General features: G+C 73.9%; 19 protein-coding genes. 2 read left to right on the top strand and 17 right to left on the bottom strand.

What is annotated here, in order from left to right:
• Window positions 1-9: 9 nt before the first annotated feature.
• The 7 genes from D459_RS0112205 to D459_RS0112175 form a co-directional block, all read right to left on the bottom strand.
• Window positions 10-1,311, bottom strand: coding sequence for an NADH-quinone oxidoreductase subunit D (locus tag D459_RS0112205; protein WP_017593297.1), 1,302 nt, complete (start codon window positions 1,309-1,311; stop codon window positions 10-12).
• A gap of 70 nt (window positions 1,312-1,381) precedes the next feature.
• Window positions 1,382-2,146: an NADH-quinone oxidoreductase subunit C gene (locus D459_RS0112200; RefSeq protein WP_017593296.1), complete on the bottom strand. Its 765-nt coding sequence runs from the start codon at window positions 2,144-2,146 to the stop codon at window positions 1,382-1,384.
• A complete protein-coding gene (locus D459_RS0112195) occupies window positions 2,143-2,703 on the bottom strand; it encodes a NuoB/complex I 20 kDa subunit family protein (protein ID WP_017593295.1) in 561 nt (186 codons plus the stop codon). The genes D459_RS0112200 and D459_RS0112195 overlap by 4 nt, the downstream gene beginning before the upstream one ends.
• 102 nt (window positions 2,704-2,805) lie before the next feature.
• Window positions 2,806-3,165 carry an NADH-quinone oxidoreductase subunit A gene (locus tag D459_RS0112190; RefSeq protein ID WP_017593294.1) on the bottom strand — a complete coding sequence of 120 codons (360 nt, stop codon included), beginning with the start codon at window positions 3,163-3,165 and terminating at the stop codon, window positions 2,806-2,808.
• A gap of 159 nt (window positions 3,166-3,324) precedes the next feature.
• Window positions 3,325-4,629: a geranylgeranyl reductase family protein gene (locus D459_RS0112185; RefSeq protein ID WP_017593293.1), complete on the bottom strand. Its 1,305-nt coding sequence runs from the start codon at window positions 4,627-4,629 to the stop codon at window positions 3,325-3,327.
• 407 nt (window positions 4,630-5,036) lie between these two features.
• Window positions 5,037-5,747 (bottom strand): demethylmenaquinone methyltransferase, encoded by a 711-nt coding sequence (locus tag D459_RS0112180; RefSeq protein ID WP_026120318.1) that lies wholly within the window; start codon window positions 5,745-5,747, stop codon window positions 5,037-5,039.
• Window positions 5,748-6,014: 267 nt separating this feature from the next.
• On the bottom strand, window positions 6,015-6,458 hold the full coding sequence (locus D459_RS0112175) for a DUF4229 domain-containing protein (RefSeq protein ID WP_017593291.1): 444 nt from the start codon (window positions 6,456-6,458) through the stop codon (window positions 6,015-6,017).
• Window positions 6,459-6,877: 419 nt separating this feature from the next.
• Between D459_RS0112175 and D459_RS34330 the strand changes: the two genes are divergently transcribed.
• Window positions 6,878-7,078 carry a BldC family transcriptional regulator gene (locus tag D459_RS34330; RefSeq protein WP_026120317.1) on the top strand — a complete coding sequence of 67 codons (201 nt, stop codon included), beginning with the start codon at window positions 6,878-6,880 and terminating at the stop codon, window positions 7,076-7,078.
• A gap of 122 nt (window positions 7,079-7,200) precedes the next feature.
• Window positions 7,201-7,554: a PLD nuclease N-terminal domain-containing protein gene (locus D459_RS0112165; RefSeq protein WP_026120316.1), complete on the top strand. Its 354-nt coding sequence runs from the start codon at window positions 7,201-7,203 to the stop codon at window positions 7,552-7,554.
• A 97-nt stretch (window positions 7,555-7,651) separates the two neighbouring features.
• On the opposite strand, the gene ccsB is transcribed toward D459_RS0112165, so the two are convergent.
• The 10 genes from ccsB to D459_RS0112115 form a co-directional block, all read right to left on the bottom strand.
• Window positions 7,652-8,716 carry a c-type cytochrome biogenesis protein CcsB gene (gene ccsB / locus D459_RS0112160; protein ID WP_017593289.1) on the bottom strand — a complete coding sequence of 355 codons (1,065 nt, stop codon included), beginning with the start codon at window positions 8,714-8,716 and terminating at the stop codon, window positions 7,652-7,654.
• 3 nt (window positions 8,717-8,719) lie between these two features.
• Window positions 8,720-10,351: a cytochrome c biogenesis protein ResB gene (gene resB / locus D459_RS0112155; RefSeq protein WP_017593288.1), complete on the bottom strand. Its 1,632-nt coding sequence runs from the start codon at window positions 10,349-10,351 to the stop codon at window positions 8,720-8,722.
• A gap of 4 nt (window positions 10,352-10,355) precedes the next feature.
• Entirely contained in the window at window positions 10,356-11,162 is an 807-nt protein-coding gene (locus tag D459_RS0112150; RefSeq protein ID WP_017593287.1) for a cytochrome c biogenesis CcdA family protein, read from the bottom strand.
• On the bottom strand, window positions 11,159-11,782 hold the full coding sequence (locus D459_RS0112145; RefSeq protein ID WP_026120315.1) for a TlpA family protein disulfide reductase: 624 nt from the start codon (window positions 11,780-11,782) through the stop codon (window positions 11,159-11,161). Before D459_RS0112145 ends, D459_RS0112150 begins: the two co-directional genes overlap by 4 nt.
• Before the next feature lie 163 nt (window positions 11,783-11,945).
• On the bottom strand, window positions 11,946-12,149 hold the full coding sequence (locus D459_RS0112140; protein WP_017593285.1) for a helix-turn-helix domain-containing protein: 204 nt from the start codon (window positions 12,147-12,149) through the stop codon (window positions 11,946-11,948).
• Window positions 12,150-12,416: 267 nt separating this feature from the next.
• Entirely contained in the window at window positions 12,417-13,238 is an 822-nt protein-coding gene (locus D459_RS0112135) for a phosphatase (protein WP_017593284.1), read from the bottom strand.
• 98 nt (window positions 13,239-13,336) lie between these two features.
• Window positions 13,337-14,515: an acetoin utilization protein AcuC gene (locus D459_RS0112130; RefSeq protein ID WP_017593283.1), complete on the bottom strand. Its 1,179-nt coding sequence runs from the start codon at window positions 14,513-14,515 to the stop codon at window positions 13,337-13,339.
• 116 nt (window positions 14,516-14,631) lie between these two features.
• A complete protein-coding gene (gene proC, locus D459_RS0112125) occupies window positions 14,632-15,426 on the bottom strand; it encodes a pyrroline-5-carboxylate reductase (RefSeq protein WP_017593282.1) in 795 nt (264 codons plus the stop codon).
• Between the two features lie 119 nt (window positions 15,427-15,545).
• Window positions 15,546-16,478, bottom strand: coding sequence for a proline dehydrogenase family protein (locus D459_RS0112120; RefSeq protein WP_017593281.1), 933 nt, complete (start codon window positions 16,476-16,478; stop codon window positions 15,546-15,548).
• 87 nt (window positions 16,479-16,565) lie between these two features.
• On the bottom strand, window positions 16,566-19,928 hold the full coding sequence (locus D459_RS0112115; RefSeq protein WP_026120314.1) for a BTAD domain-containing putative transcriptional regulator: 3,363 nt from the start codon (window positions 19,926-19,928) through the stop codon (window positions 16,566-16,568).
• Window positions 19,929-20,127 lie beyond the last annotated feature (199 nt).

The raw sequence follows: 20,127 nt of genomic DNA, 5'->3' as shown, positions 1-20,127 counted from the left end.
CTCGTTCCGTCACCGGTCCACGCCTCCCATCACGGGGTCGATGCTGGCCACCGCGGCGATGACGTCGGCCACCGTGCCGCCTTCGCACATCGCGGCGACCGCCTGCAGGTGGGTGAACGAGGGGTCGCGGAAGTGCACCCGGTGCGGGCGGGTGCCGCCGTCGCTGACCGCATGGCAGCCCAGTTCGCCCTTGGCGCTCTCGACCGCGGCGTAGGCCTGGCCGGCCGGGACCCGGAAGCCCTCGGTGACCAGCTTGAAGTGGTGGATGAGCGCCTCCATGGAGCCGCCCATGATGTGCGCGATGTGGTCCGGGGAGTTGCCCAGGCCGTCCGGGCCCAGCGCCAGCTTGGCGGGCCAGCCGACCTTGGGGTCGTCCACCATGACCGGGCCGGGGGCCAGCTTGTCCAGGCACTGCTCGATGATCCGCAGGCTCTGCTCGACCTCGGCCAGCCGCACCCGGTAGCGGGCGTACACGTCGCCGCCGTCGGAGACCGGGACGTCGAACTCGTAGTCCTCGTAGCCGCAGTACGGCTTGGCCTTGCGCAGGTCCCAGCCGAGGCCGGAGGCGCGCAGCAGCGGCCCGGTGACGCCCAGCGCCATGCAGCCGGCCAGGTTGAGGTGGGCCACGTCGCGGGTGCGCGCCAGGTAGAGCGGGTTCTCGTCGAGGAGCTTGCGCATGATGGCGATGCGCTTGGGCATCTCCTCCAGCAGCTCCTTGACCTTGCCGACGGCGCCGGAGGGCAGGTCCTGGGCGACGCCGCCGGGCCGGATGTAGGCGTGGTTCATCCGCAGCCCGGTGATCAGCTCGAAGATGTCGAGGACCATCTCGCGCTCGCGCAGGCCGTTGGTCATCACGGTGGTGGCGCCGAGCTCCATGCCGAACGTCGCCATCGCCACGAAGTGCGAGGAGATCCGGTTGAGCTCCATCATCAGCACCCGGATGACGTCGGCCCGGGCGGGGATCCGGTCGGTGAGCCCGAGCAGCTTCTCCACCGCCAGGCAGTACGCCGTCTCGTTGAAGATCGGCGTGAGGTAGTCCATCCGGGTCACGAACGTGGTCCCCTGGGTCCACGTCCGGTACTCCATGTTCTTCTCGATGCCGGTGTGCAGGTAGCCGATGCCCACCCGGGCCTCGGTGACCGTCTCGCCGTCGAGGGTGAGGATGAGCCGGAGCACGCCGTGCGTGGACGGGTGCTGCGGGCCCATGTTCACCACGAGCCGCTCGGCGCTTCCGGCCTGCGCGGCCGCGACGACCTCGTCCCAGTCGCCGCCGGCGGCGTCGATGTAGTCCTCGGTGGTCGGGGTGGTCACTGGTCTGTCCCCCTCGTCGCCCTGTTCCCCTCGCGCGCGGGCGCGCCGGCGCCCGCGGGTGCGGTGCGCGTCATGCGTAGGACCTCCGCTCGTCCGGCGGCGGGATCTTGGCGCCGCGGTACTCCACCGGGATGCCGCCCAGCGGGTAGTCCTTGCGCTGCGGGTGGCCGTGCCAGTCGTCGGGCATCTCGATCCGGGTCAGCGACGGGTGGCCGTCGAAGACGATGCCGAAGAAGTCCCAGGCCTCGCGCTCGTGCCAGTCGTTGGTGGGGTAGACCGCGACGAGCGAGGGGACGTGCGGGTCGGCGTCGGGGCAGGCCGTCTCCACCCGGATCTCGGTGTTGTGCGTGATGGACCGGAGCAGGTAGACGGCGTGCAGCTCGCGCCCGGTGTCCTCGGGGTAGTGCACCCCGGTGACGCCGAGGCAGAGCTCGAACCGGAGCGCCGGGTCGTCGCGGAGCCGGCGGGCGACCTCGGCCAGGTGCTCGCGGCGCAGGTGGAAGGTGATCTCGCCGCGGTCCACCACGACCCGCTCGACCGCGTCCCGGTAGCCGACCGGGGCGTCCCGGAGCGCCTCCTCCAGGGCGTCGGCGACCGCGTCGAACCGCTCGGTGCGCGGGTCTCCGGGGTCGGTGTAGGGCCGCTCCGCGGCGGGCGGTCCGGTGCGGCGGACGCGGAGGCCGCCGTACCCGGAGGTGTCGCCGCTGGTCTTCGCGCCGAACATGCCGGTCCGCTGGACCGGGGCGGCGAGCCGCTCCCGCCCCGCGACCTCGGGGAGGTTCTCCTCCTCGTGCCCGCCGCCGTTGCCGTTGCGCCGGGGCTCTCCCAGGCTCATCGGGCCGCCCCCTCGTCCTGGCTCACCAGCGGCAGCGAGCGGCGGAGCGCGCGCTCCTCCAGCTCCTCGATCTCGCGCTGCCGGTGCGCGCCGAGCTTGGTGTTCTGCACCTTGTCGTGCAGCTTGAGCACGGCGTCCAGGAGCATCTCCGGCCGCGGCGGGCAGCCGGGCAGGTAGATGTCGACCGGGACGATGTGGTCCACGCCCTGCACGACGGCGTAGTTGTTGAACATGCCTCCGCTGGAGGCGCAGACGCCCATCGCGATGACCCACTTGGGCTCGGGCATCTGGTCGTAGATCTGCCGCAGCACCGGGGCCATCTTCTGGCTCACCCGGCCGGCGACGATCATCAGGTCGGCCTGGCGCGGCGTGGCGCCGAACTTCTCCATGCCGAACCGGGCCAGGTCGTAGTGGGGCCCGCCGACCGACATCATCTCGATGGCGCAGCAGGCCAGGCCGAAGGTGGCGGGCCACATCGAGCTCTTGCGGGCCAGGCCCACGACCTGCTCGACGGTGCCCAGGATGACCCCGCTCGGGAGCTTCTCCTCAATCCCCATGCGTCGGCCCCCCTTTCCGTTCGCTCGATCCGTTGGCGGTGCGCCGGAGGGCGCATCCGGAGGCGGTGATTCCGCGGGCGGGGCGGCGCCCGGGGCTCCTCGTCAGTCCCATTCCAGTCCTCCGCGGCGCCATTCGTAGGCGTAGGCGATCGACACGTTCACCAGGAAGAGGACCATCGCGATCAGGCCGAACAGGCCGAGTGCGTCGAAGTGCACGGCCCACGGGTAAAGGAAGATGATCTCGATGTCGAAGACGATGAAGAGCATCGCCGTCAGGTAGTACTTGATGGTGAACCTGCCGCCGCCGGCCGGCTGCGGGGTCGGCTCGATGCCGCATTCGTAGGCCTGCAGTTTCGCCCGGTTGTACCGCTTGGGGCCGGCGATGCTGCCGACGACCATCGATACGACGACGAACGCGGCGCCGATCGCGCCGAGTACGAATACGGGCGTGTACAGCTCCATCGTGGGTCGTTCCCCTTCATTGCCTGGCGGGACCGCGGTGCCCGGCGGGGTGCGCCGCCGGGTGCGCCCCGGGGCTTGTGAACGCATTCACGTGCCCGGGGTGCGCGGTGCTCCGCTTCGCCGTCGCCATCGCCTCGCCGTCCTGCGTGCCCGCTCCGCCTATGCGGCGGGCGCCATCCGGGAGAGCCCGTTGATCACCCGGTCCATCGCATCGCCCCGGCTCGGCTCGGTGAGGTTGGCCAGCATCTTCAGCGCGAACTTCATCAGGGTGCGCTGGGGCAGGCCGTACTTGGTCGCGTACTTCATGAAGTCCGGGTTGCCGATCACCTTCACGAAGTAGCGGCCCAGCGTGTAGTAGCCGCCGTAGACGTCGGAGAGGATGTCGGGGTAGCGGTGCAGCGTCCGCTCCCTGGTCTGCACCGTGGTCCGGGAGAGGGCCTGCACGGCCACCTCGGCGGCGATCGCCCCGGCCTCCATCGCGTAGGCGATGCCCTCGCCGTTGAACGGGTTGACCATGCCGCCGGCGTCGCCCACCAGCATCAGCCCGCGGGAGTAGTGCGGGGTGCGGTTGAAGCCCATCGGCAGGGCGGCGCCGCGGATCGGCCCGGTCCGGTTCTCCTCGGTGAACCCCCACTCCGCGGGCATGCTCTCGGTCCAGCGGCGGAGCAGCCGGCGGTAGTCGACGTCCTGGAAGGCGGCGGTGGAGTTGAGGATGCCCAGGCCGACGTTGGAGGTGCCGTCGCCGACGCCGAAGACCCAGCCGTAGCCGGGCAGCAGCACGTCCTTGCCGCCGCTGGAGTCCCACAGCTCCAGCCAGGACTCCAGGTGGTCGTCGTCGTGCCGGGGGCTGGTGAAGTAGGTGCGCACCGCGACGCCCATCGGGCGGTCGTCGCGCTTGCGGATGCCCATGGCCACCGAGAGCCGGGAGGAGTTGCCGTCGGCCGCGATCACCAGCGGGGCCCGGTAGACGACCCGCTCGCCCGCGGGGTCCTTGGCCACCACGCCCTGCACCCGGTCGGTCCGCGGGTCCAGCAGCGGGGCCTGCACGGTGGTCCGCTCCAGGAGCTTGGCGCCCGCGGCGCGGGCGTGCTCGGCCAGGATGTGGTCGAAGTCGTAGCGGGTGCGGACCAGGCCGTGGCCGGGGTATTCGGCCAGCTCGGGCCAGGGGAGCTCCAGGCGGACGCCGCCGCCGATGATGCGCAGGCCCTTGTTGGGGATCCAGCCGGGGCCGTCGAAGGGGACGCCCAGCGCGGCGAGCTGCTTGACCGCGCGCGGGGTCAGGCCGTCGCCGCAGACCTTCTCCCGGGGGAACGAGGTCTTCTCCAGGACGAGGACGTCCAGGCCGGAACGGGCCATGTGGCAGGCGGCGGTGGAGCCGGCCGGTCCGGCCCCGACGATGATGACGTCGGCTTCGAGGTCTGCGGTGCCCCGCTCGGTGGGCGGGGGCGGTGCTGTGGCGCTCACGAGTGGTTCCCTGCGGCTGTGGGGGTGCGCGGATAACGCTTTTCGGTTGTTCTTCAGGGGGTTCCGGCTATGTGGCTCAACGCCTTTTATCCGCCGCGCACCGGCTCGGCGAGCCGGAACGGCGACGAATCGCACGTACGCTTGTGAAGGGCTTCACAAGGCTGCTGCCCCGAAGTCTAGACCTTTCGCGTTCCACGGGCGACCCCCAACCGCCATTCATCTTGTTAGGGCATTTTCGTCCCCAAACCGGACGTAGCACGCTTTACCTCGGTTAATAAGGTAAACCTACGTCCGTTTCATCCTTGTAAATCACTTTTCGACCCCAACAAGAGTTAAAGGCACCGAAAAGAGCTCTTCGGTGCCTTTGTTGCTGAAGTGAATTGAGTTGTCCGAGGGGAGGGGGCCGGTCAGGAGTCCCGGTAGCCGCGGTGCATCGCGACCACCCCGAAGGTGAGGTTGCGCCACGCCACCCGGGACCACCCGGCGCTCTGCAGCCGCGCCGCCAGGGCCGGCTGGTCCGGCCAGTCCATGATGGATTCGGAGAGGTACTCGTAGGCCCCGGTGTTCCGGGTGAACAGCCGGGCCACCCGGGGCAGCGCCGCCATCAGGTACCCGGAGTAGACCCGGTCCAGCGGCCGCACCGGGATATGGCTGAACTCGCAGACCACCAGGCGGCCGCCGACCTTGGTCACCCGGCGCAGCTCGCGCAGGGCCTGCTCCGGGTCCTGCACGTTGCGCAGCCCGAAGGAGACCGTCACCGCGTCGAAGGTCTCGTCCGCGAACGGCAGCGCCAGCGCGTCGCCGGCCACGCAGGTGACGCCCTGCGCCGAGGCCCCGCCGCGCTGCTCGGCGCCGACCCGCAGCATGCCCTGCGAGAAGTCGCAGGCGACGACCTTCGCGCCCTTGCCGGTGAAGGCGAGCGAGGAGGTTCCGGTGCCGGCCGCCAGGTCGAGCACCAGCTCCCCGCCGTAGGCCTCGACCGCGCGGACGACGGCGCGCCGCCACTGCCGGTCCTCGCCGAGCGAGAGGACGTCGTTGAGCAGGTCGTAGCGGGCCGCGATGCTGTCGAACATGGCGGCGACGTCCGCGGGCGACTTATCGAGTTCGGCACGGGTCATGCCCCCAGCCTAAGGGCGGGCCGGCGCCCGCCCGACCGCCCCCGCCCCCGTGCTGATCTCGGGCTCATCGGCCGGTCGGGGAGCGCTCGGGGGAGCGCTCGGCCGCGCGGCCCTCCGGCCGGAACCGGCCGATGGGTCCGCGCTCGCCCCGGAGGCGGGAGGGGCGCCGGCGGCGGGTGCCGGGCCCGGCCCGGGAAGGGCCCGGAACGCGGCCGCGCCGACCCGGAATTCCAGCGGAGTCCGGATCGGCGCGGAGGCGGGCCCGGGTCAGTCCCGGGAGGAGGCGCCGACGCTCCGGTCGGCGGAGGAGTCGTCGGGGGACCCCTTCCCGGCGCCCTCCCCCGCGCTCTCGGCGCTCTCGGCGCCCTCGGCCGCCTCGGCGGCGGCCCCCTTCTCCGCGCCCGGGGCCTTGCCCAGGTCCTTGAGCGGGGTGGGGGCGGCCGGGGCGGCGCCGGGGCGCTGGGCGTCGTCCTCGTGCGAGGCGCCCGACTCCAGCCGGCGGCCCATCCCGCGCATCCGGTCCATCCCGCCGGCCACGTGCACCGACATCGCGTCCCGCTGCTTGGACAGCAGGATGTAGCTGACCAGGCCGCTGATCAGGAAGGCCAGTGCGATCGCGAGGAAGCCGCGGGCGCCCAGGAGGTACAGAACGCCGTACGCCACGGCGAAGAGCAGAAGGCGGGCGGAGGTGTAAGCGAGGACGCTACGCATGAAACTGCCTCACAACGGGTGGTCCATTTCACTATCGTGGGTGCGGCGGCTCCTTCGTCCCGCCCGGGCCCGGCACATGGCGGCCCGGGTGCCCTCGGAGGCGTCGACGCAGGTCCGGCCGGTGGCCGGGCCGCCCTTCAACAAGGGTAAGGGCGGTCCCGCGGGACCGTCGCGCACCCCTGCCGCAAGGGCGCGCCCGCGGTCGGGCGCCGGGCGCGGGAGGCCGGTGCGCGGATGATCGGACGTATCAAAAACGACAGCCGACGCCGAAGGTCACGTTCCAATCACATATCACGCGCTCTCCCCCCGACCCGGATGGTTTTTACGAAAACTAGGGATGAAACGGACTTACTCGTGCACACTAGGGGACCTAACGCCCGCCTCCCCCACAACGTCTCCGGCGGGCCCGAAGGGGGATTGTGAAGGTGGAAAGAGGAAGCGAACGTCTACTCACCCCCGGAGAGGTCGCGTCCCTCTTCCGGGTCGACCCCAAGACGGTGACCAGATGGGCCGCGTCCGGCCGGATCAGCAGCATCAGAACACCCGGCGGGCACCGCCGGTTCCGTGAGTCCGAAGTCCGCGCACTGCTGCACGGGGAGCCGACCGAACCCACCCCCTGACCCGGGCCCGGTCCCCCCGTACACCGCACCCCGGCACGGCCATGCCCGTCCGCGCGATCCCGCCTGCGCTCGACACCCTGCTCCCCCGCACGGACACGGCGGATCGCGGATAGGCTTGAAGCATGGTGTGGCTCGCTGGCCTAATCACGCTCCTGTCGATCGTGCTGTGGGTGTACGCGTTCTTCGACGCGCTCACCACTCCGGCCGAAGAGGTCCGGACGCTCCCCAAGCTGCTGTGGCTGATCGCGATCGTCCTCTTCACTCCGGTCGGTCCGCTGCTCTGGCTCTTCCTCGGCCGGCCGCGTGTCGCGGCCTCCCCCGCGGCGGCGCCGCCGGCGCAGGGTGTGCCCTCCTTCGAGCACATCGACCCGTCCGACATCACCGCGTCCCCCGGGAACCCGACGCCGATCGGCCCCGAAGACGACCCGGAGTTCCTGCGCGATCTGAACCGGCGGATCCGTCCCGAGGACGACTAGCCGGCCGGCCGCACCCGCGCAGGGAGCGGAGAGGCGAACACGCGAGGGGCCGCCCCGACAGGATCGGGGCGGCCCCTCGCGTCTGCGCAGGTGCGGCTCAGGCGTAGCTGTGCAGGCCGCTGAAGAGGTAGTTCACCGCGAAGAAGTTGAACATCAGGCAGGCGAAGCCGGCCACCCCGATCCAGGCGGTCCGGGGGCCGCGCCAGCCCGCGGTGGCCCGGGCGTGCAGGTAGGCCGCGTACACCACCCAGGTGATGAAGGACCAGACCTCCTTGGGGTCCCACCCCCAGAACCGGCCCCAGGCCTCGTCCGCCCAGATGGCGCCGGCGATGATCGCGAAGGTCCACAGCGGGAAGGCGATCACGATGAACCGGTGCGAGACCCGGTCCAGCAGCTCGGAGGCGGGCAGCTTGGCCGCGATGCCGGCCACCTTCGCGCCCGCGGCCCGCTTGGCCTCGGTGGCGTGCGCGATCAGGTAGGTGATGCCGGCCGCCCCGGAGACCATGAACGCGCCGGTGGCGATGATCGCGGCGGAGACGTGGATGGCGATCCAGTAGGAGTGCAGCGCCGGGATGACCGGGCCGGCCTCGCTGTACAGCCAGCGGACCGCGATGCCGAGCAGCAGCACCACCGGGAGCAGCACGAAGGTGCCCAGGTAGCGGGCCTTGTAGCGGAACGCCGCGTACAGGAAGGCGCCCACCGAGCACAGGCAGATCGCCACCACGAACTCGAACATGTTGCCCCACGGCCAGCGGTCCGCCGCCAGGCCGCGGGCGGCGATCTGCCCCAGGTTGAGCAGGAAGCCGAGGACCGTCACGGCCAGTGCCACCAGGCCGAGCCCGTTGCGCGCGGCCGAGGGGCGCGGCGCCGCGTCGCGCGCGTCCGCCTCGCCGCCGTCGCCGCCCGCGGCCGCCTCCTCCTCGGCGTCCAGGTCGAGCGTGGAGTGGCCGCCCGCCTTCTTCGCCCCGGCTCCGGCCCCGGCGGCCGCGCCGACCGGGTCCATCCGGCCGGGCGCCAGCGCCTTGCGCCGGCCGTACGCGGCCTCCAGGGCGAACAGGAACAGGGCGATCGCGTAGGCCACGATCATCGCGATGATCAGGCCGTCGCTGACCGCGGCCATCCCCTCGTCCACCGCCGCCTCCGCGGCGAGCTCGTACACCACCGGCTACTCCTCCGACTCTCTCGTGCCCGCGCCGTCCGGCCCGCCGCCGGTGCGCTCCGCGCCGCCGGTGCGGCGCAGCCTGTCCCTCAGTTCGGTCGCGATGCGGTGGAACTCCTGGCTGTTGGCCGCCGATTCGGTCTTGCCCAGGCCGGCCACCTCGACCACGGTACGCCCGTCCTCCCCGACGGTGGCGCGCACCCAGGCCCGCCGCGGCCGGACGAACAGGGTGCCGAGCAGGCCGAGCACCGCCAGCGAGGAGAAGAGCAGCGCCGGCAGCCGCCCGGGGTTGTGCGTCATCTGCAGGCTGACGAACTCCTTGTAGCCCGTGAACTTCAGGGTCCCCGCGCCGTCCGGCAGCTCCCAGGTGTCGCCGGGGCGCATCGGCTCCGACTCGCCGACCTTGTCCATCCGCGAGGTGTAGAGCTGGTACACCGACTGGGGGTCCTTCATGCCCAGGTCGCCCTGGTAGGCGGTGAGCACCACCACCGGGTCGGTGGCGTCGGGGAAGGTGGAGACCAGCTCGTCGGGGTCCTCCGGGCTCTCCCCCGGGGTCGGCAGGAACACCCCGCTGAACCCGAGCCCCTCGGGAAGCGCGTCGGGCACCTTCACCACGCCGTCGGAGGTGAACCCGGGGTCGTTGTCCCGCTGCAGGAACGGCACCGGCTGGTCGAAGACCACGTCGCCCTCGCCGTCGACCACCTCGAACTCCGGCGCGTAGCCGTGGCCGAGCAGGTAGACCTGGACCCCGGCCACCGAGAGCGGGTGGTTGACCCGGAGCAGGTGCTCCTGCTCCTCGGCTCCGGGGGCGTCCCGGTAGGTGAGGTCGGCCTCGAACGACTCGGCCTGCCCGGCGAAGCCGCCCTCCTGCAGGAAGCGGGCCCGGAAGTCGTGCACGGTGAAGGAGAACGGCTCCAGCCCCTCGCCGTCGACCGCCGCACCGGGGTGGAAGGCGTCGTAGGAGGGCAGCGTGTTGGCGAACGAGTCGCCCTCCACCACCAGCATGTTGCCGCGGTAGCCGAAGACGTAGCCGGCGGCCAGCGCGACCAGCAGCCCCAGCAGGGCGACGTGGAACAGCACGTTGCCGGTCTCGCGCAGGTAGCCGGACTCCCCGGAGACCGAGTCGGCGTGCCGGTCGGTCCGGTACCGCTTGAGCAGCTCGGCGCCCTCGTCCAGGGCCTGCTCCGGGGCGGCGTCGGTGGTGAACCGCGCCGAGTAGGGCATCCGGCCGAGGTTCCGCGGCGTCTTGGGCGGACGGGAGCGGAGCAGCCGGTAGTGCGCGGCGGCCCGCGGGATCACGCAGCCGATCAGCGAGGTGAACAGCAGCAGGAAGATCGCCGCGTACCAGGGCGAGGAGTAGACGTCGAACAGGTAGAACCGGTCCAGCCAGGGGGCCAGGTCCGGGTTCTCGCTGTAGTAGAGCCGCACCTCGTCCGGGTTGACCACGCGCTGCGGCAGCATCGACCCGGGGATCGCCCCGACGGCCAGCAGGAACAGCAGGATGAGCGCGGTCCGCATCGAGGTGAGGATGCGCCAGGCCCAGCGCGCCCAGCCGATCGGGGAGAGCCGGCCCGGGGTCGGCGCGCCCTCGGCCTTCTCGCCGGAGGGGGCCGCGGTGCCCTCGGTGGAGGTCGCCATGGTCCTAGATCACCGTCGCAAAGCCGTCGGTCCATCCCTGCATGACCGCGGTGATCTGCGTCCACACCCCGGTGACCAGCAGCAGTCCGAGGGCGACCAGCATCGCGCCGCCGATCATCGTGATCACCCGGTAGTGCCGCTTCACCCAGTCGAACGCGCCCAGCGCCTTGCGGTACAGCAGCGAGGCGGCGATGAACGGCGCGCCCAGGCCGACGCAGTAGAAGAACGAGAGCAGCGCCCCGCGCGCCGCGCTGCCCTCGGTGAACGCCAGGGTCTGCACCGCGGCCAGGGTCGGGCCGATGCACGGGGTCCAGCCCAGCCCGAACAGTATGCCCAGCAGCGGGGCGCCGACCAGGCCGGCGCCGGGCATCCGGTGGATCCGGAATTCGCGGTTGAGGCCGGGGAGCACGCCCATGAAGGCCAGGCCGAGGGCGATGGTCAGCACGCCGAGCACCCGGGTGATCGGGTCGGCGTAGTCGAGCAGCAGCCCGCCGATCCCGCCGACGAAGGCGCCCACCGCGACGAACACGAAGGTGAACCCGGCGATGAAGAGCAGGCTCCCGGCCAGCATGGTCCAGCGCCGGGTCTCCAGCTCCTCGTCGAGGGTGCGCACCGTGCCGCCCTCCGCGCGGACCGCGGCGGCCGCCCGGTTGCGGGCCGCGATGTCCGCGCCGGACAGCCCGGTCACGTAGGAGAGGTAGCCGGGGACCAGCGGCAGCACGCAGGGGGAGAGGAAGGAGACCAGGCCGGCGGCGATCGCCAGCGGGATCGCGAGCAGCAGCGACCCCTGCAGGACGGTTTCGGCGATCATTCCGAATCAGCGCCCTCGGCGACGACCGGCTCCACCAGTCCGGTGAGCTGGTCGTAGTCGGTCTCGCCGATGACCCGCGCGGCGATGGCGCCGTCCCGGTCGATCACCAGGGTGGAGGGGATGGCCTGGGGCGGGACGGTGTCCCGGAAGGCCTGGGCGACCTCGCCCGGCTGGTCGTAGAGGCTGGGGTAGGCGACCTTCTGCTTCTTCTCGAAGGCGAGGGCCGCGGTCTCGTCGTCCTTGATGTTGACGCCGAGGAACTCGACCCCCTGGTCCTTGAAGTCGCTGTAGACCTCGTTCAGCACCGGCGTCTCCGACCGGCACGGGCCGCACCAGCTGGCCCAGAAGTTGACCACCAGGACGCCGCCCTCGTAGTCGGCGAGCGCGACCTCCTCGCCGTCGAGGGTCTTCCCGGAGACGTCGGGGGCCTGGGTCCGGTCGCCCGCCTCGAAGACGGTGCTGGACCCGTCGCCGGAGACGTAGCGGTTCTCCGATCCGGTGTTCTCGGTCTGCGCGGGGTCGGCGGCGCATCCCCCGAGCGCCGCTGCCGCGGTCAGCGCGGTCGCCACGGCGGCGATCCGCCCGGCACGACGGCGCGCACCGGTTCTGGGAGAGGGCATCTGAACCTCGAAACGCACAGGTGAGGTGGGCACTATGTCAACGACGACAAAGTGTAGTAGATACCCTCGCGTTCCCCTCCTCGGCCCGCACGAAGACCCACCCGAGGGCGGTGAGCGGGGGGAGGCACCGCCCCTCGGATGAACCGGTGGGGCCCGCCGGGTCCTAGCCGGCCTCGACGAACGCCTCTCGGAGGTAGTCGTGCACGGCCCGCTCGGGAACCCGGTACGAGCGCCCCACCCGGATCGCGGGAAGCACACCCGAGTGGACCATCCGGTACACGGTCATCTTGGAGACGCGCATGATCGTGGCGACCTCGGCCACGGTCAGGAACCTGACCTCTTCCAGTGGAGCCTTACTCCCGTTCATGTTCGGAACGCCCTCGCTTCCGGACGTGCGCGTGGTTTCCCTGGCCTCTTGCCCGCCGGGGCGGCGACCGGTCGGCGCGGGACCCCGCCCCGCTCCGCCCGGCCCCACCGCCGCTCCGGGGGTGTCGTTGAAGTGACTGCTGACACGTCCGTTTTCAGGGTAGATCCGGGGTCACGCCATTGAAAGCCCGGTTTTGCTGTCCCTGCAGCTACACGGGGGAGGCGGGTCCCGTGAGGTTTAGGGGGTGGGTATAAAAAGGCGCCCCGGTCACCCTGCGTCGCCGCCGCCCGGGGCGAGCCCGGCGCGGGCCAGTACGTAGTCCGACAGCGGCCGGTAGTCCTCGGTTCGGTAACCGTCGTCCAGCGGCACCGTGGCGTGCAGTTTTCCTTCGTCCTCGCCGAGGAAGAGTGCCGGATCGTTGCAGTCGGCGAACCCGACCACGGACAGGCCCGCCTCGCCGGCGGCACCGGCGAACCCGTGGTCGGCGATGACCAGCTGCGGCCACGGCTCGCCGCGCCGCTCCAGGTCCTCCAGCGCGGCCTCCATCGCGAACGGGTGGTGGCTGTGCCGCGGCCCGCCGGCCGAGTCGGTGACCAGGCCGATCCCGTCGTCCCAGACCAGCGTCCGGCGGCCCTGCGCCGAACCGGCCTCCACCTCGTAGGAGTACCCCGCACCGCCGGTGACCACGGTGCAGCCGGCCCGCACCAGCGCGTCCTTCCAGGTGCGGTAGGTGGCGTGCAGGTTGATCGGGTGGCCGGTGGCGAGCATGATCCGCTCGGCGCCGCGGGCGGCCTGCGCCATCCGGTCGGCCAGCACCTCCAGCGCGTCGACGGTGCGGTCCGGGTCGATGGTGTCCACCCCGGAGGTGTGCTCGGGGTCGGCGACCACCCCGCAGCGCTTCGCCATCAGCGCCAGCACGTCGGAGTGGCTCCAGTCCCGGTCGAAGGAGAGGCCGAACCTGTGGTACGGGTCGCCTTCGGCGAGCCGGCGGTAGTGCCGGAGGTTGCCCTGGCGGGGCGTGTTCACGTGTCCGGCGATACCGGTGCGCACCAGGTGCGCGATCAGCTCGCTCCGTGAAGGCGGCGTCACCCGTGCTCCCCCTTCCCGGCCTCTCGGCCGCTCATGCGCTTTCCTCGTCCCTGCCCCCGATCCCGGGCCGGTTAACCGCTCCCGGGCCCGGTTCGCCGTCACAGGCTGGGGTCGATGCCCTGGCTGGGGAAGACCGCGCGCCGGGTGGCCTGGATGGCCTGGTCCACCGGGTCCGCCGGGTCGAACCCCGCCTCGAACGGGGTGAACTCGGCGGTGCGCCCGTCGGTCATGTACAGCGGCGGGACGTCGTCGGTGCGCTCCCGGACGAAGCGCCGCCAGGCGTCGGGGGTGGCCGACTCCGGGTCGAGCTCGGCGCCGCACGCCTCCGCCAGCAGGTGCGTCCAGGCCCGCGGGACGACCTGCACCAGCTCGTATCCGCCGCCGCCGAGCAGCACCCAGCGGCCGCCCGCGGTCTCCTGGGCCAGCCGGTGCAGCTCGGCGCAGATCCGGCGCTGCCCGTCCATGCTGAGCATCAGGTGGGCCAGCGGGTCGAGCGCGTGCGCGTCCGCGCCGTGCTGGGTGACCAGCACCTCCGGCTGGAACTCGCGGAGCAGCGGCGGGACGATCGCGTCGAAGGCCCGCAGCCACCGGGCGTCGTCGGTGCCGGCCGGGAGGGCGACGTTGACCGAGTAGCCCTCGGCGCCGGGGCCGCCGGTCTCGGCCGGGCGGCCGGTGCCGGGGAACAGGGTGAGCGGCGACTCGTGCAGGCTGATCGTCATCACCCGCGGGTCGTCGTAGAACATCGCCTGCACGCCGTCGCCGTGGTGCACGTCCACGTCGACGTAGGCGACCCGCTTGGCACCCTGCTCCAGCAGCCAGGCGATGGCCAGCGAGGCGTCGTTGTAGACGCAGAACCCCCAGGCGTGGCCGGGCATGGCGTGGTGCAGGCCGCCGGCGATGTTCACCGCGTGCGGGGTGGCGCCGCTCCACACCGCGCGGGCGGCGGCCACCGACGCACCGGAGACCAGCGCGGCCGCGTCGTGCATGTTCGGGAAGACGGGGTTGTCCGGGGTGCCGAGGTAGTACGCCTCGTCCGGCTCCAGGGTCTGCCCGGCCTTCTTGACCGCCTCGATGTAGGACGGCTCGTGGATCAGCCGGAGCAGCTCGTCGGAGGCCGGCTCGACCGGGGTGAACGCGACCCCGGGGGCGTCCAGCACGCCCGTCTCGCGGGCGAGCGCCATGGTCAGCTCCACCCGGACCGGGTTCAGCGGGTGCTCCGGCCCGAAGTCGTATGCGGTCAGCCCGTCGTCCCAGGCGACGTGCAGCGAGCAGGCCATGCGCTCTCCCGGAGGGGTCCGATCGGTCAGGGGCGTGTGCGGTGCGACACGCTTCAACTCAAGCACACCCGGATCCGCCGCGCCGACGGGAGGTCCCGGATCCGGGCGCGGCCGGCTCAGCCCTCGGACAGCGCCCTGCTGCGGTCCCGGGCGGCCTCGATCGCGTCGGTGAACGCGGTGCGCACCCCGTGCCGGTCCAGCTCGCGCACTGCGGCGGCGGTGGTCCCGCCGGGCGAGGTGACCGCCTCGCGCAGCACCACCGGGTGCTCGCCGGACTCGTTCAGCATCGCCGAGGCGCCGGCGATGGTCTGGTCGACCAGCCGCTGCGCGGTGGCGCGCGGCATGCCCATCGCCACGCCGGCCTCGATCATCGTCTCGGCGATGAAGTAGAAGTAGGCGGGCCCGCTGCCGGAGATCGCGGTGACGGTGTCCATGTGCTTCTCGTCCACCCGGACCACCTCGCCGACCGCGCTGAGCAGCCGCTCGGCGTGGTCCATCTGCTCGGCGGTGGTGGTGCGGCCCGCGGCGATCGCGGTCATGCCCTTGCCGACCAGGGCGGGCGTGTTCGGCATCGCGCGCACCACCGCGACCCCGTCGCCGAGGTGCTTCTCCAGCATCGAGGTGGTGATCCCGGCGGCCACCGACACCACCAGCCGCCCCTCGCCCAGGTGCGGCGCGACGGCGTCGAGCAGCTCCACCATGTCCTGCGGCTTGATCGCGAGCAGCAGGGTGCGCGCCCGGCGCGCCGCCTCGGCGGCGCCGGCCGTCTCGATCCCGTAGCGCTCGCGCAGCTCGGCCGCGTGCTCCTCGCGCGGCTCGGTGACCAGGACGTCGGCCGGGTCGTGCCCGGTGGCCAGCAGCCCGGCGAGCAGCGCCTCGCCCATCTTGCCCGCGCCGATGATCGCGATCATGCATCCACCCCTTAGAACCCTTTCCACGTTATAGCGGTCACGGAGCGGAGTGGACCCCGTCTCCCCCATCGCGCCCTCCGCGCCGGTCCCCGCGGGCACGGGAGGCGGCGCGGTGCGGGTCAGCCGCGGGTGGCCAGGGAGCGGGCCGCGAAGACGACGTTGGCGGGGCGCTCGGCCAGGCGGCGCAGCAGGTAGCCGTACCAGTCCCGGCCGTAGGGGACGTAGATCCGCATCCGCTCCCCGCCGGCCGCCAGCCGGACCTGCTCGTCGGGGCGGGCGCCGTAGATCATCTGCAGCTCGTAGCCCTTCCGGTCGCGGCCGTACCGGGCGGCCAGGGTGCGGGCGATGCCGATCAGCCGCGGGTCGTGCGTGGCGACCATCGGGTAGCCGTCGCCCGCCATCAGGGTGCGCAGGCAGCGGACGTAGGCGGCGTCCACGTCGCGGCGGGCGGTGAGCGCGCCGGGCGGCTCGGCCGCGTAGGCCCCCTTGACCAGGCGGACCCGGACCCGCTGCGCGGCCAGGGCGCGCACGTCCTCCTCGGTGCGGCGCAGCTGGCTCTGCACGGCGACGCCCAGCGAGGGGTGGCGCGGGCGGAGCCCGCGCAGGAGGTCCAGGGTGGGCTGCACCGCGGACTCGTCCTCCATGTCCAGGGTGACCGTGGTGCCGGCCTCGGCGGCGGCGGCGCAGATCCGGTCCAGCCCGCTCCGGGCCAGCGCCGCGCCCTCCGGACCGAGGCCGAGCCCGACCGCGCTGGGCTTCACCGACACCTCGGCGGCGCCGGTCAGCCCGGCGTCGTCCAGCCGCTCCAGCAGCCCCAGGTATCCGCGGACCGCCTCCTCGGCGGCCGCGGGGTGCCGCACGTCCTCCCCCAGCCGGTCCACGGTGGCCAGCAGCCCTTTCCCGGCCAGCTCGCCGACGGTGCGGACGGCGTCCTCGGGCTCCTCCCCGGCGATGAACCGGCGCACCATCCCGCGGGCGGCCGCGCTCCGCTCGGCGGCCGACCGCAGCCGCCCGCTCCCCGACACCGCCAGCAACGCGTTCCGCAGCACCATCCCGGCTCCCCGCACTCCGCCGCCCAGGCCTCCCCCGAGCCTACGTCGGCGCCCCGGCCCTGTCCCGGCTCCCGGCCGAAGCACCGGTCACCCCTCCGGGGGGTGCTCGGCCTCCGCTTCGGCCGCGGCGGCCTCCAGCGGGGTGCCGGCGCCGGCGGCGAACTCCTCGGCGAAGCGGTCCGCGCCGAGCAGGCCGCGGAGGGCGGCGCCGATCCGGTCGACGTCGAACCGCTCGGTCTCCGGCTGCGGGGCGCCGGTCCCCTCCCGGGCCGCCGCGGCGGCGCCGAGCAGCCGGGCGCCCCGGGCGGAGCGGGCGGTGGCCCCGCCGTGCGCGGTGTCGGCCAGCGCGTCCGCGCCGGCGACGCCCTCCAGCGACTGGGCGACCGCCCGCGGGTCGTGCGCCTCCCAGGACGCCGCCAGCCCCTGCAGGTGCAGCCGGCGGGCGGCGGGTTCGTCACCGCGCTGCTCGGCGGTGAACCCCAGCTCGGCCAGGATCGACGCCCGGCCGGCCGCGTACCGCTCGACCTCGTGCACCTCCAGGACCGCGGTCAGCTCCCGCTCCGCCAGGTCCAGGTCGCCGCGGCGGCGCGCGGCCATGCCCAGCCCGCCGCGGGCCATCGTCACCAGGCCGGTGAAGTGGTCCTCCCGGGCCAGGGCGAGCGCTTCTGCGTGCAGCCGGTCGGCCTCGGCGTAGTCCCGGACGGTCAGCGCGATCCGGCCGAGCCGGACCACCTCCTCCGCGGCCTGCGGCCACAGCCCGATCTCCTCGGCCAGCCGCCGGGCGCTGCGGTGCAGCCGGGCCGCGCCCGGGTAGTCGCCGGCGATCCCGGCCAGCACGCCGAGCAGGTTGGCGGCGCGCGCCTCGCCCCACGGGTCGCCGACCCGGCGGAACAGCTCCAGGCTCTCCTCGGCGTCCTCCCGGGCCGTGTCGAGCTCGCTGCGGCGCAGCTCCTCCCAGCCGCGTGCGTGCAGCGCCAGGGCCAGGCCCCACGGGTCGCCCAGGCGGCGGAACGCGGCCTGGGCCGCCTCGGTGAGCGCGATCGCGGACGGGAAGCCGGCCCCGCTGCCGCGCGCCGCGGAGAGCAGCAGCGCGAACAGCGCCTGCGCCTCGGCGAGGCCGGCCGGGTCGTCCATCCGCCCGTAGGCCTCCAGGGCCGCGCGGGCCTCGTCGCCCGCCTCGGCCGGCCGCCCCTGGAGGTACTCCATCGCGGCGAACCACATCCGGGCGCGCGCCCGGACCTGCGGCGGCGCCTCGCCCGCGGCCTCCAGCGCGATCCGCAGCGACCGCTGCCCCTCACCGTTGCGGCCGCGCAGGTACCAGTAGCGGCCCAGGGCTCCGGTGAGGCGGAGCGCCGACTCCGCGTCGCCCCGGGCGGCCGCCCGCTCCAGCGCCAGGCGCAGGTTGGCGCGCTCGGTGTCCAGCGCGGCCAGCGCCGCGGCCTGCTCCGGGCCGCGCAGCCGGCCCGCGTTCCGCTCGGCGAACCGGGTCCAGTGCCCGACGTGCAGCCCGAGCACGTGCCCGGCGGCGCCGTCCTCCTCCAGCCGCTCCCAGCCGTAGGCCGCGACGCTCTCCAGCAGCCGGTAGCGGGTGCCGCCCTGCCCCGGTTCGGCGACCACCAGCGACCGGTCGACCAGCCGCGCCAGCACCTCCCAGACCTCGCCCTCCCCGACCGGGCCGCCGGCGCAGACCGCCTCGGCCGCGCCCAGCGGGAACCCGCCGGCGTGCACCGAGACCCGGGAGAGCACGGCGCGCTCGTCGGCGGTGAGCAGCTCCCAGCTCCAGTCGATCACCGCGCGCAGCGTGCGGTGCCGGGCCGCGCCGCCGCCGCGCCCGGGCGCGGCCAGCAGCCGGAACCGGTCGCCGATCCGGTCGGCGAGCTCGGCCACGTCCATCGCGCGCAGCCGGGCCGCGGCCAGTTCCAGCGCCAGCGGCAGGCCGTCCAGGCGGGCGCAGATCGCCGCGACGGCGGCGGCGTTGCCCGCGTGCACGGTGAACCCGGGGACCGCGGCGGCGGCGCGGCCGGCGAACATCCGCACCGCCGGGGAGTCGAGCAGCCGCTCCGGGTCGCACGGGGCGTCCGGTTCCGGCGGTTCCAGCGGCCGCACCGGGTAGAGCACCTCGCCGGGCACCCCCAGCGGCTCCCTGCTGGTGGCCAGGAGGCGCAGGCCGGGGGCTCCGCGCAGCAGGCGGGCGGCCAGGCCGGACACCGACTCCACCACCTGCTCGCAGTTGTCCAGCAGGATCAGCGCCTCCTTGCCGCCGAGCGCCCGAGCCAGCCGGTCGCTGACCGCGCGCGGCCGGGCCGCGGCGCCCCCGCGCTCCTCCACGTCCTCGCGGAGCCCGACGGTGGCCGCGACGAACTGGGCGATGTCCTCGACGTCGCAGTCGCAGGCGTCGCGGGCGGTCAGCTCGGCGAACCAGACCCCGTCGGGGAAGCGCTCCCGGACGGCCTCCGCCGCGGCCACCGCCAGGGTCGTCTTGCCCACCCCGCCGGGGCCGGTCAGGGTGGTCAGCCGGCCGTCGGCGAGCGCCGCGCCGACCTCGGCGACCGCCTTCTCCCGGCCGACCGCCTCGACCAGCGGCGCCGGGAGGTTGCCGCGGGCGCCGGCCGGGGGCGCGGGCGGCTCCCGGCCGGCGGCGGGGCGGGGCTCCTCCGCGCCGGGCCGGGGGGCGGGGGCGCGCCACGGGTCCGCCCGGGAGGGCCGGGGCGCGTCGCCGGTGAGGATCCCGGTGTGCAGCCGCTCCAGCTCCGGCCCCGGGTCGACGCCGATCTCCTCGGCGAGCAGGGCGCGGAAGGCGCGGAAGCTCTCCAGCGCCTCCGCCTGCCGCCCGGCCCGGTAGAGGGCGCGCATGTGCGCGGCGCGCAGCCGCTCGCGGAGCGGGTACCGGGAGACCAGCTCGCCGAGTTCGCCGACGAGCGAGGCGTGCTCGCCGGCGGCCAGCCGCGCCTCGGCGCGCTGCTCCAGCGCGGCCGCCCGCTGCTCCTCCAGCCGGGCGGTCGCGGGCGCGGCGAACGCGGCGTCGGCGTGGTCGGCCAGGGCGGGGCCGCGCCACAGCCCGAGGGCCTCGTCCAGCAGCGCGACCGCCCCGCCCGGGTCCGGCGCGGTCCGGGCGCGGTCGAGCAGCGCGGCGAACCTCGCCGCGTCGACCGCCTCCTCCGGGGCGCGCAGCCGGTAACCGGACGGCCCGGACTCCACCAGGGCCCGCGCGCCGGGCTCGGCCGCGTCCAGCGCCCGCCGGAGCCGGGAGGCGGCGGTCTGCAGCGCCGCGGCGCCGCGGGACGGCGGGTCGCCCTCCCACACCTCCTCCAGGAGCCGGTCGGCGGAGACCGGTTCCCCTTCGGCCACCAGGAGCGCCGCGAGCAGCGCCCGGACCTTCGCCCCGGGAACGGCGACCTCCGCCCCGGCGTCGGTCCTGACCTCCAGCGGGCCGAGCACTCCGAATCTCATGCCGCCAACGCTAGACGACCCCCCTCCCGCCCCTGCCCCGCAGGAGCCCTGTTCCGCGGGCCCCGGCGGACCGGCCCCCGCTTCCGTGCCGGGTCGGGCGGTGAGTGGACGGCGAGGGGACGGCGAGGGTCCGGCGAGGGGCGGGGCGGATGCTCGGTGCAGCGGCCGAGAAGGGCCGCCGAGGACCGGAAGGAGGCGC

Origin of the sequence: Nocardiopsis potens DSM 45234 (assembly GCF_000341105.1) — a bacterium.
In the GTDB taxonomy this organism is placed as follows: Bacteria; Actinomycetota; Actinomycetes; order Streptosporangiales; family Streptosporangiaceae; genus Nocardiopsis_A; species Nocardiopsis_A potens.
Note: the sequence above shows the minus strand (reverse complement) of the source record. Positions and strands in the feature narration are given on the sequence as shown.

Excerpts from the sequence above, each read along its gene's own strand:
- D459_RS0112190 (WP_017593294.1), bottom strand. The coding sequence starts at position 3,165 with ATGGAGCTGTACACGCCCGTATTCGTACTCGGCGCGATCGGCGCCGCG.
- D459_RS0112175 (WP_017593291.1), bottom strand. The coding sequence starts at position 6,458 with ATGCGTAGCGTCCTCGCTTACACCTCCGCCCGCCTTCTGCTCTTCGCC.
- D459_RS0112150 (WP_017593287.1), bottom strand. The coding sequence starts at position 11,162 with ATGATCGCCGAAACCGTCCTGCAGGGGTCGCTGCTGCTCGCGATCCCG.
- D459_RS0112195 (WP_017593295.1), bottom strand. The coding sequence starts at position 2,703 with ATGGGGATTGAGGAGAAGCTCCCGAGCGGGGTCATCCTGGGCACCGTC.
- proC (WP_017593282.1), bottom strand. The coding sequence starts at position 15,426 with ATGATCGCGATCATCGGCGCGGGCAAGATGGGCGAGGCGCTGCTCGCC.
- D459_RS0112115 (WP_026120314.1), bottom strand. The coding sequence starts at position 19,928 with ATGAGATTCGGAGTGCTCGGCCCGCTGGAGGTCAGGACCGACGCCGGG.
- D459_RS0112165 (WP_026120316.1), top strand. The coding sequence starts at position 7,201 with ATGGTGTGGCTCGCTGGCCTAATCACGCTCCTGTCGATCGTGCTGTGG.
- D459_RS0112140 (WP_017593285.1), bottom strand. The coding sequence starts at position 12,149 with ATGAACGGGAGTAAGGCTCCACTGGAAGAGGTCAGGTTCCTGACCGTG.
- D459_RS0112180 (WP_026120318.1), bottom strand. The coding sequence starts at position 5,747 with ATGACCCGTGCCGAACTCGATAAGTCGCCCGCGGACGTCGCCGCCATG.
- D459_RS0112145 (WP_026120315.1), bottom strand. The coding sequence starts at position 11,782 with ATGCCCTCTCCCAGAACCGGTGCGCGCCGTCGTGCCGGGCGGATCGCC.
- D459_RS0112120 (WP_017593281.1), bottom strand. The coding sequence starts at position 16,478 with ATGGTGCTGCGGAACGCGTTGCTGGCGGTGTCGGGGAGCGGGCGGCTG.
- D459_RS0112200 (WP_017593296.1), bottom strand. The coding sequence starts at position 2,146 with ATGAGCCTGGGAGAGCCCCGGCGCAACGGCAACGGCGGCGGGCACGAG.
- D459_RS0112130 (WP_017593283.1), bottom strand. The coding sequence starts at position 14,515 with ATGGCCTGCTCGCTGCACGTCGCCTGGGACGACGGGCTGACCGCATAC.
- resB (WP_017593288.1), bottom strand. The coding sequence starts at position 10,351 with ATGGCGACCTCCACCGAGGGCACCGCGGCCCCCTCCGGCGAGAAGGCC.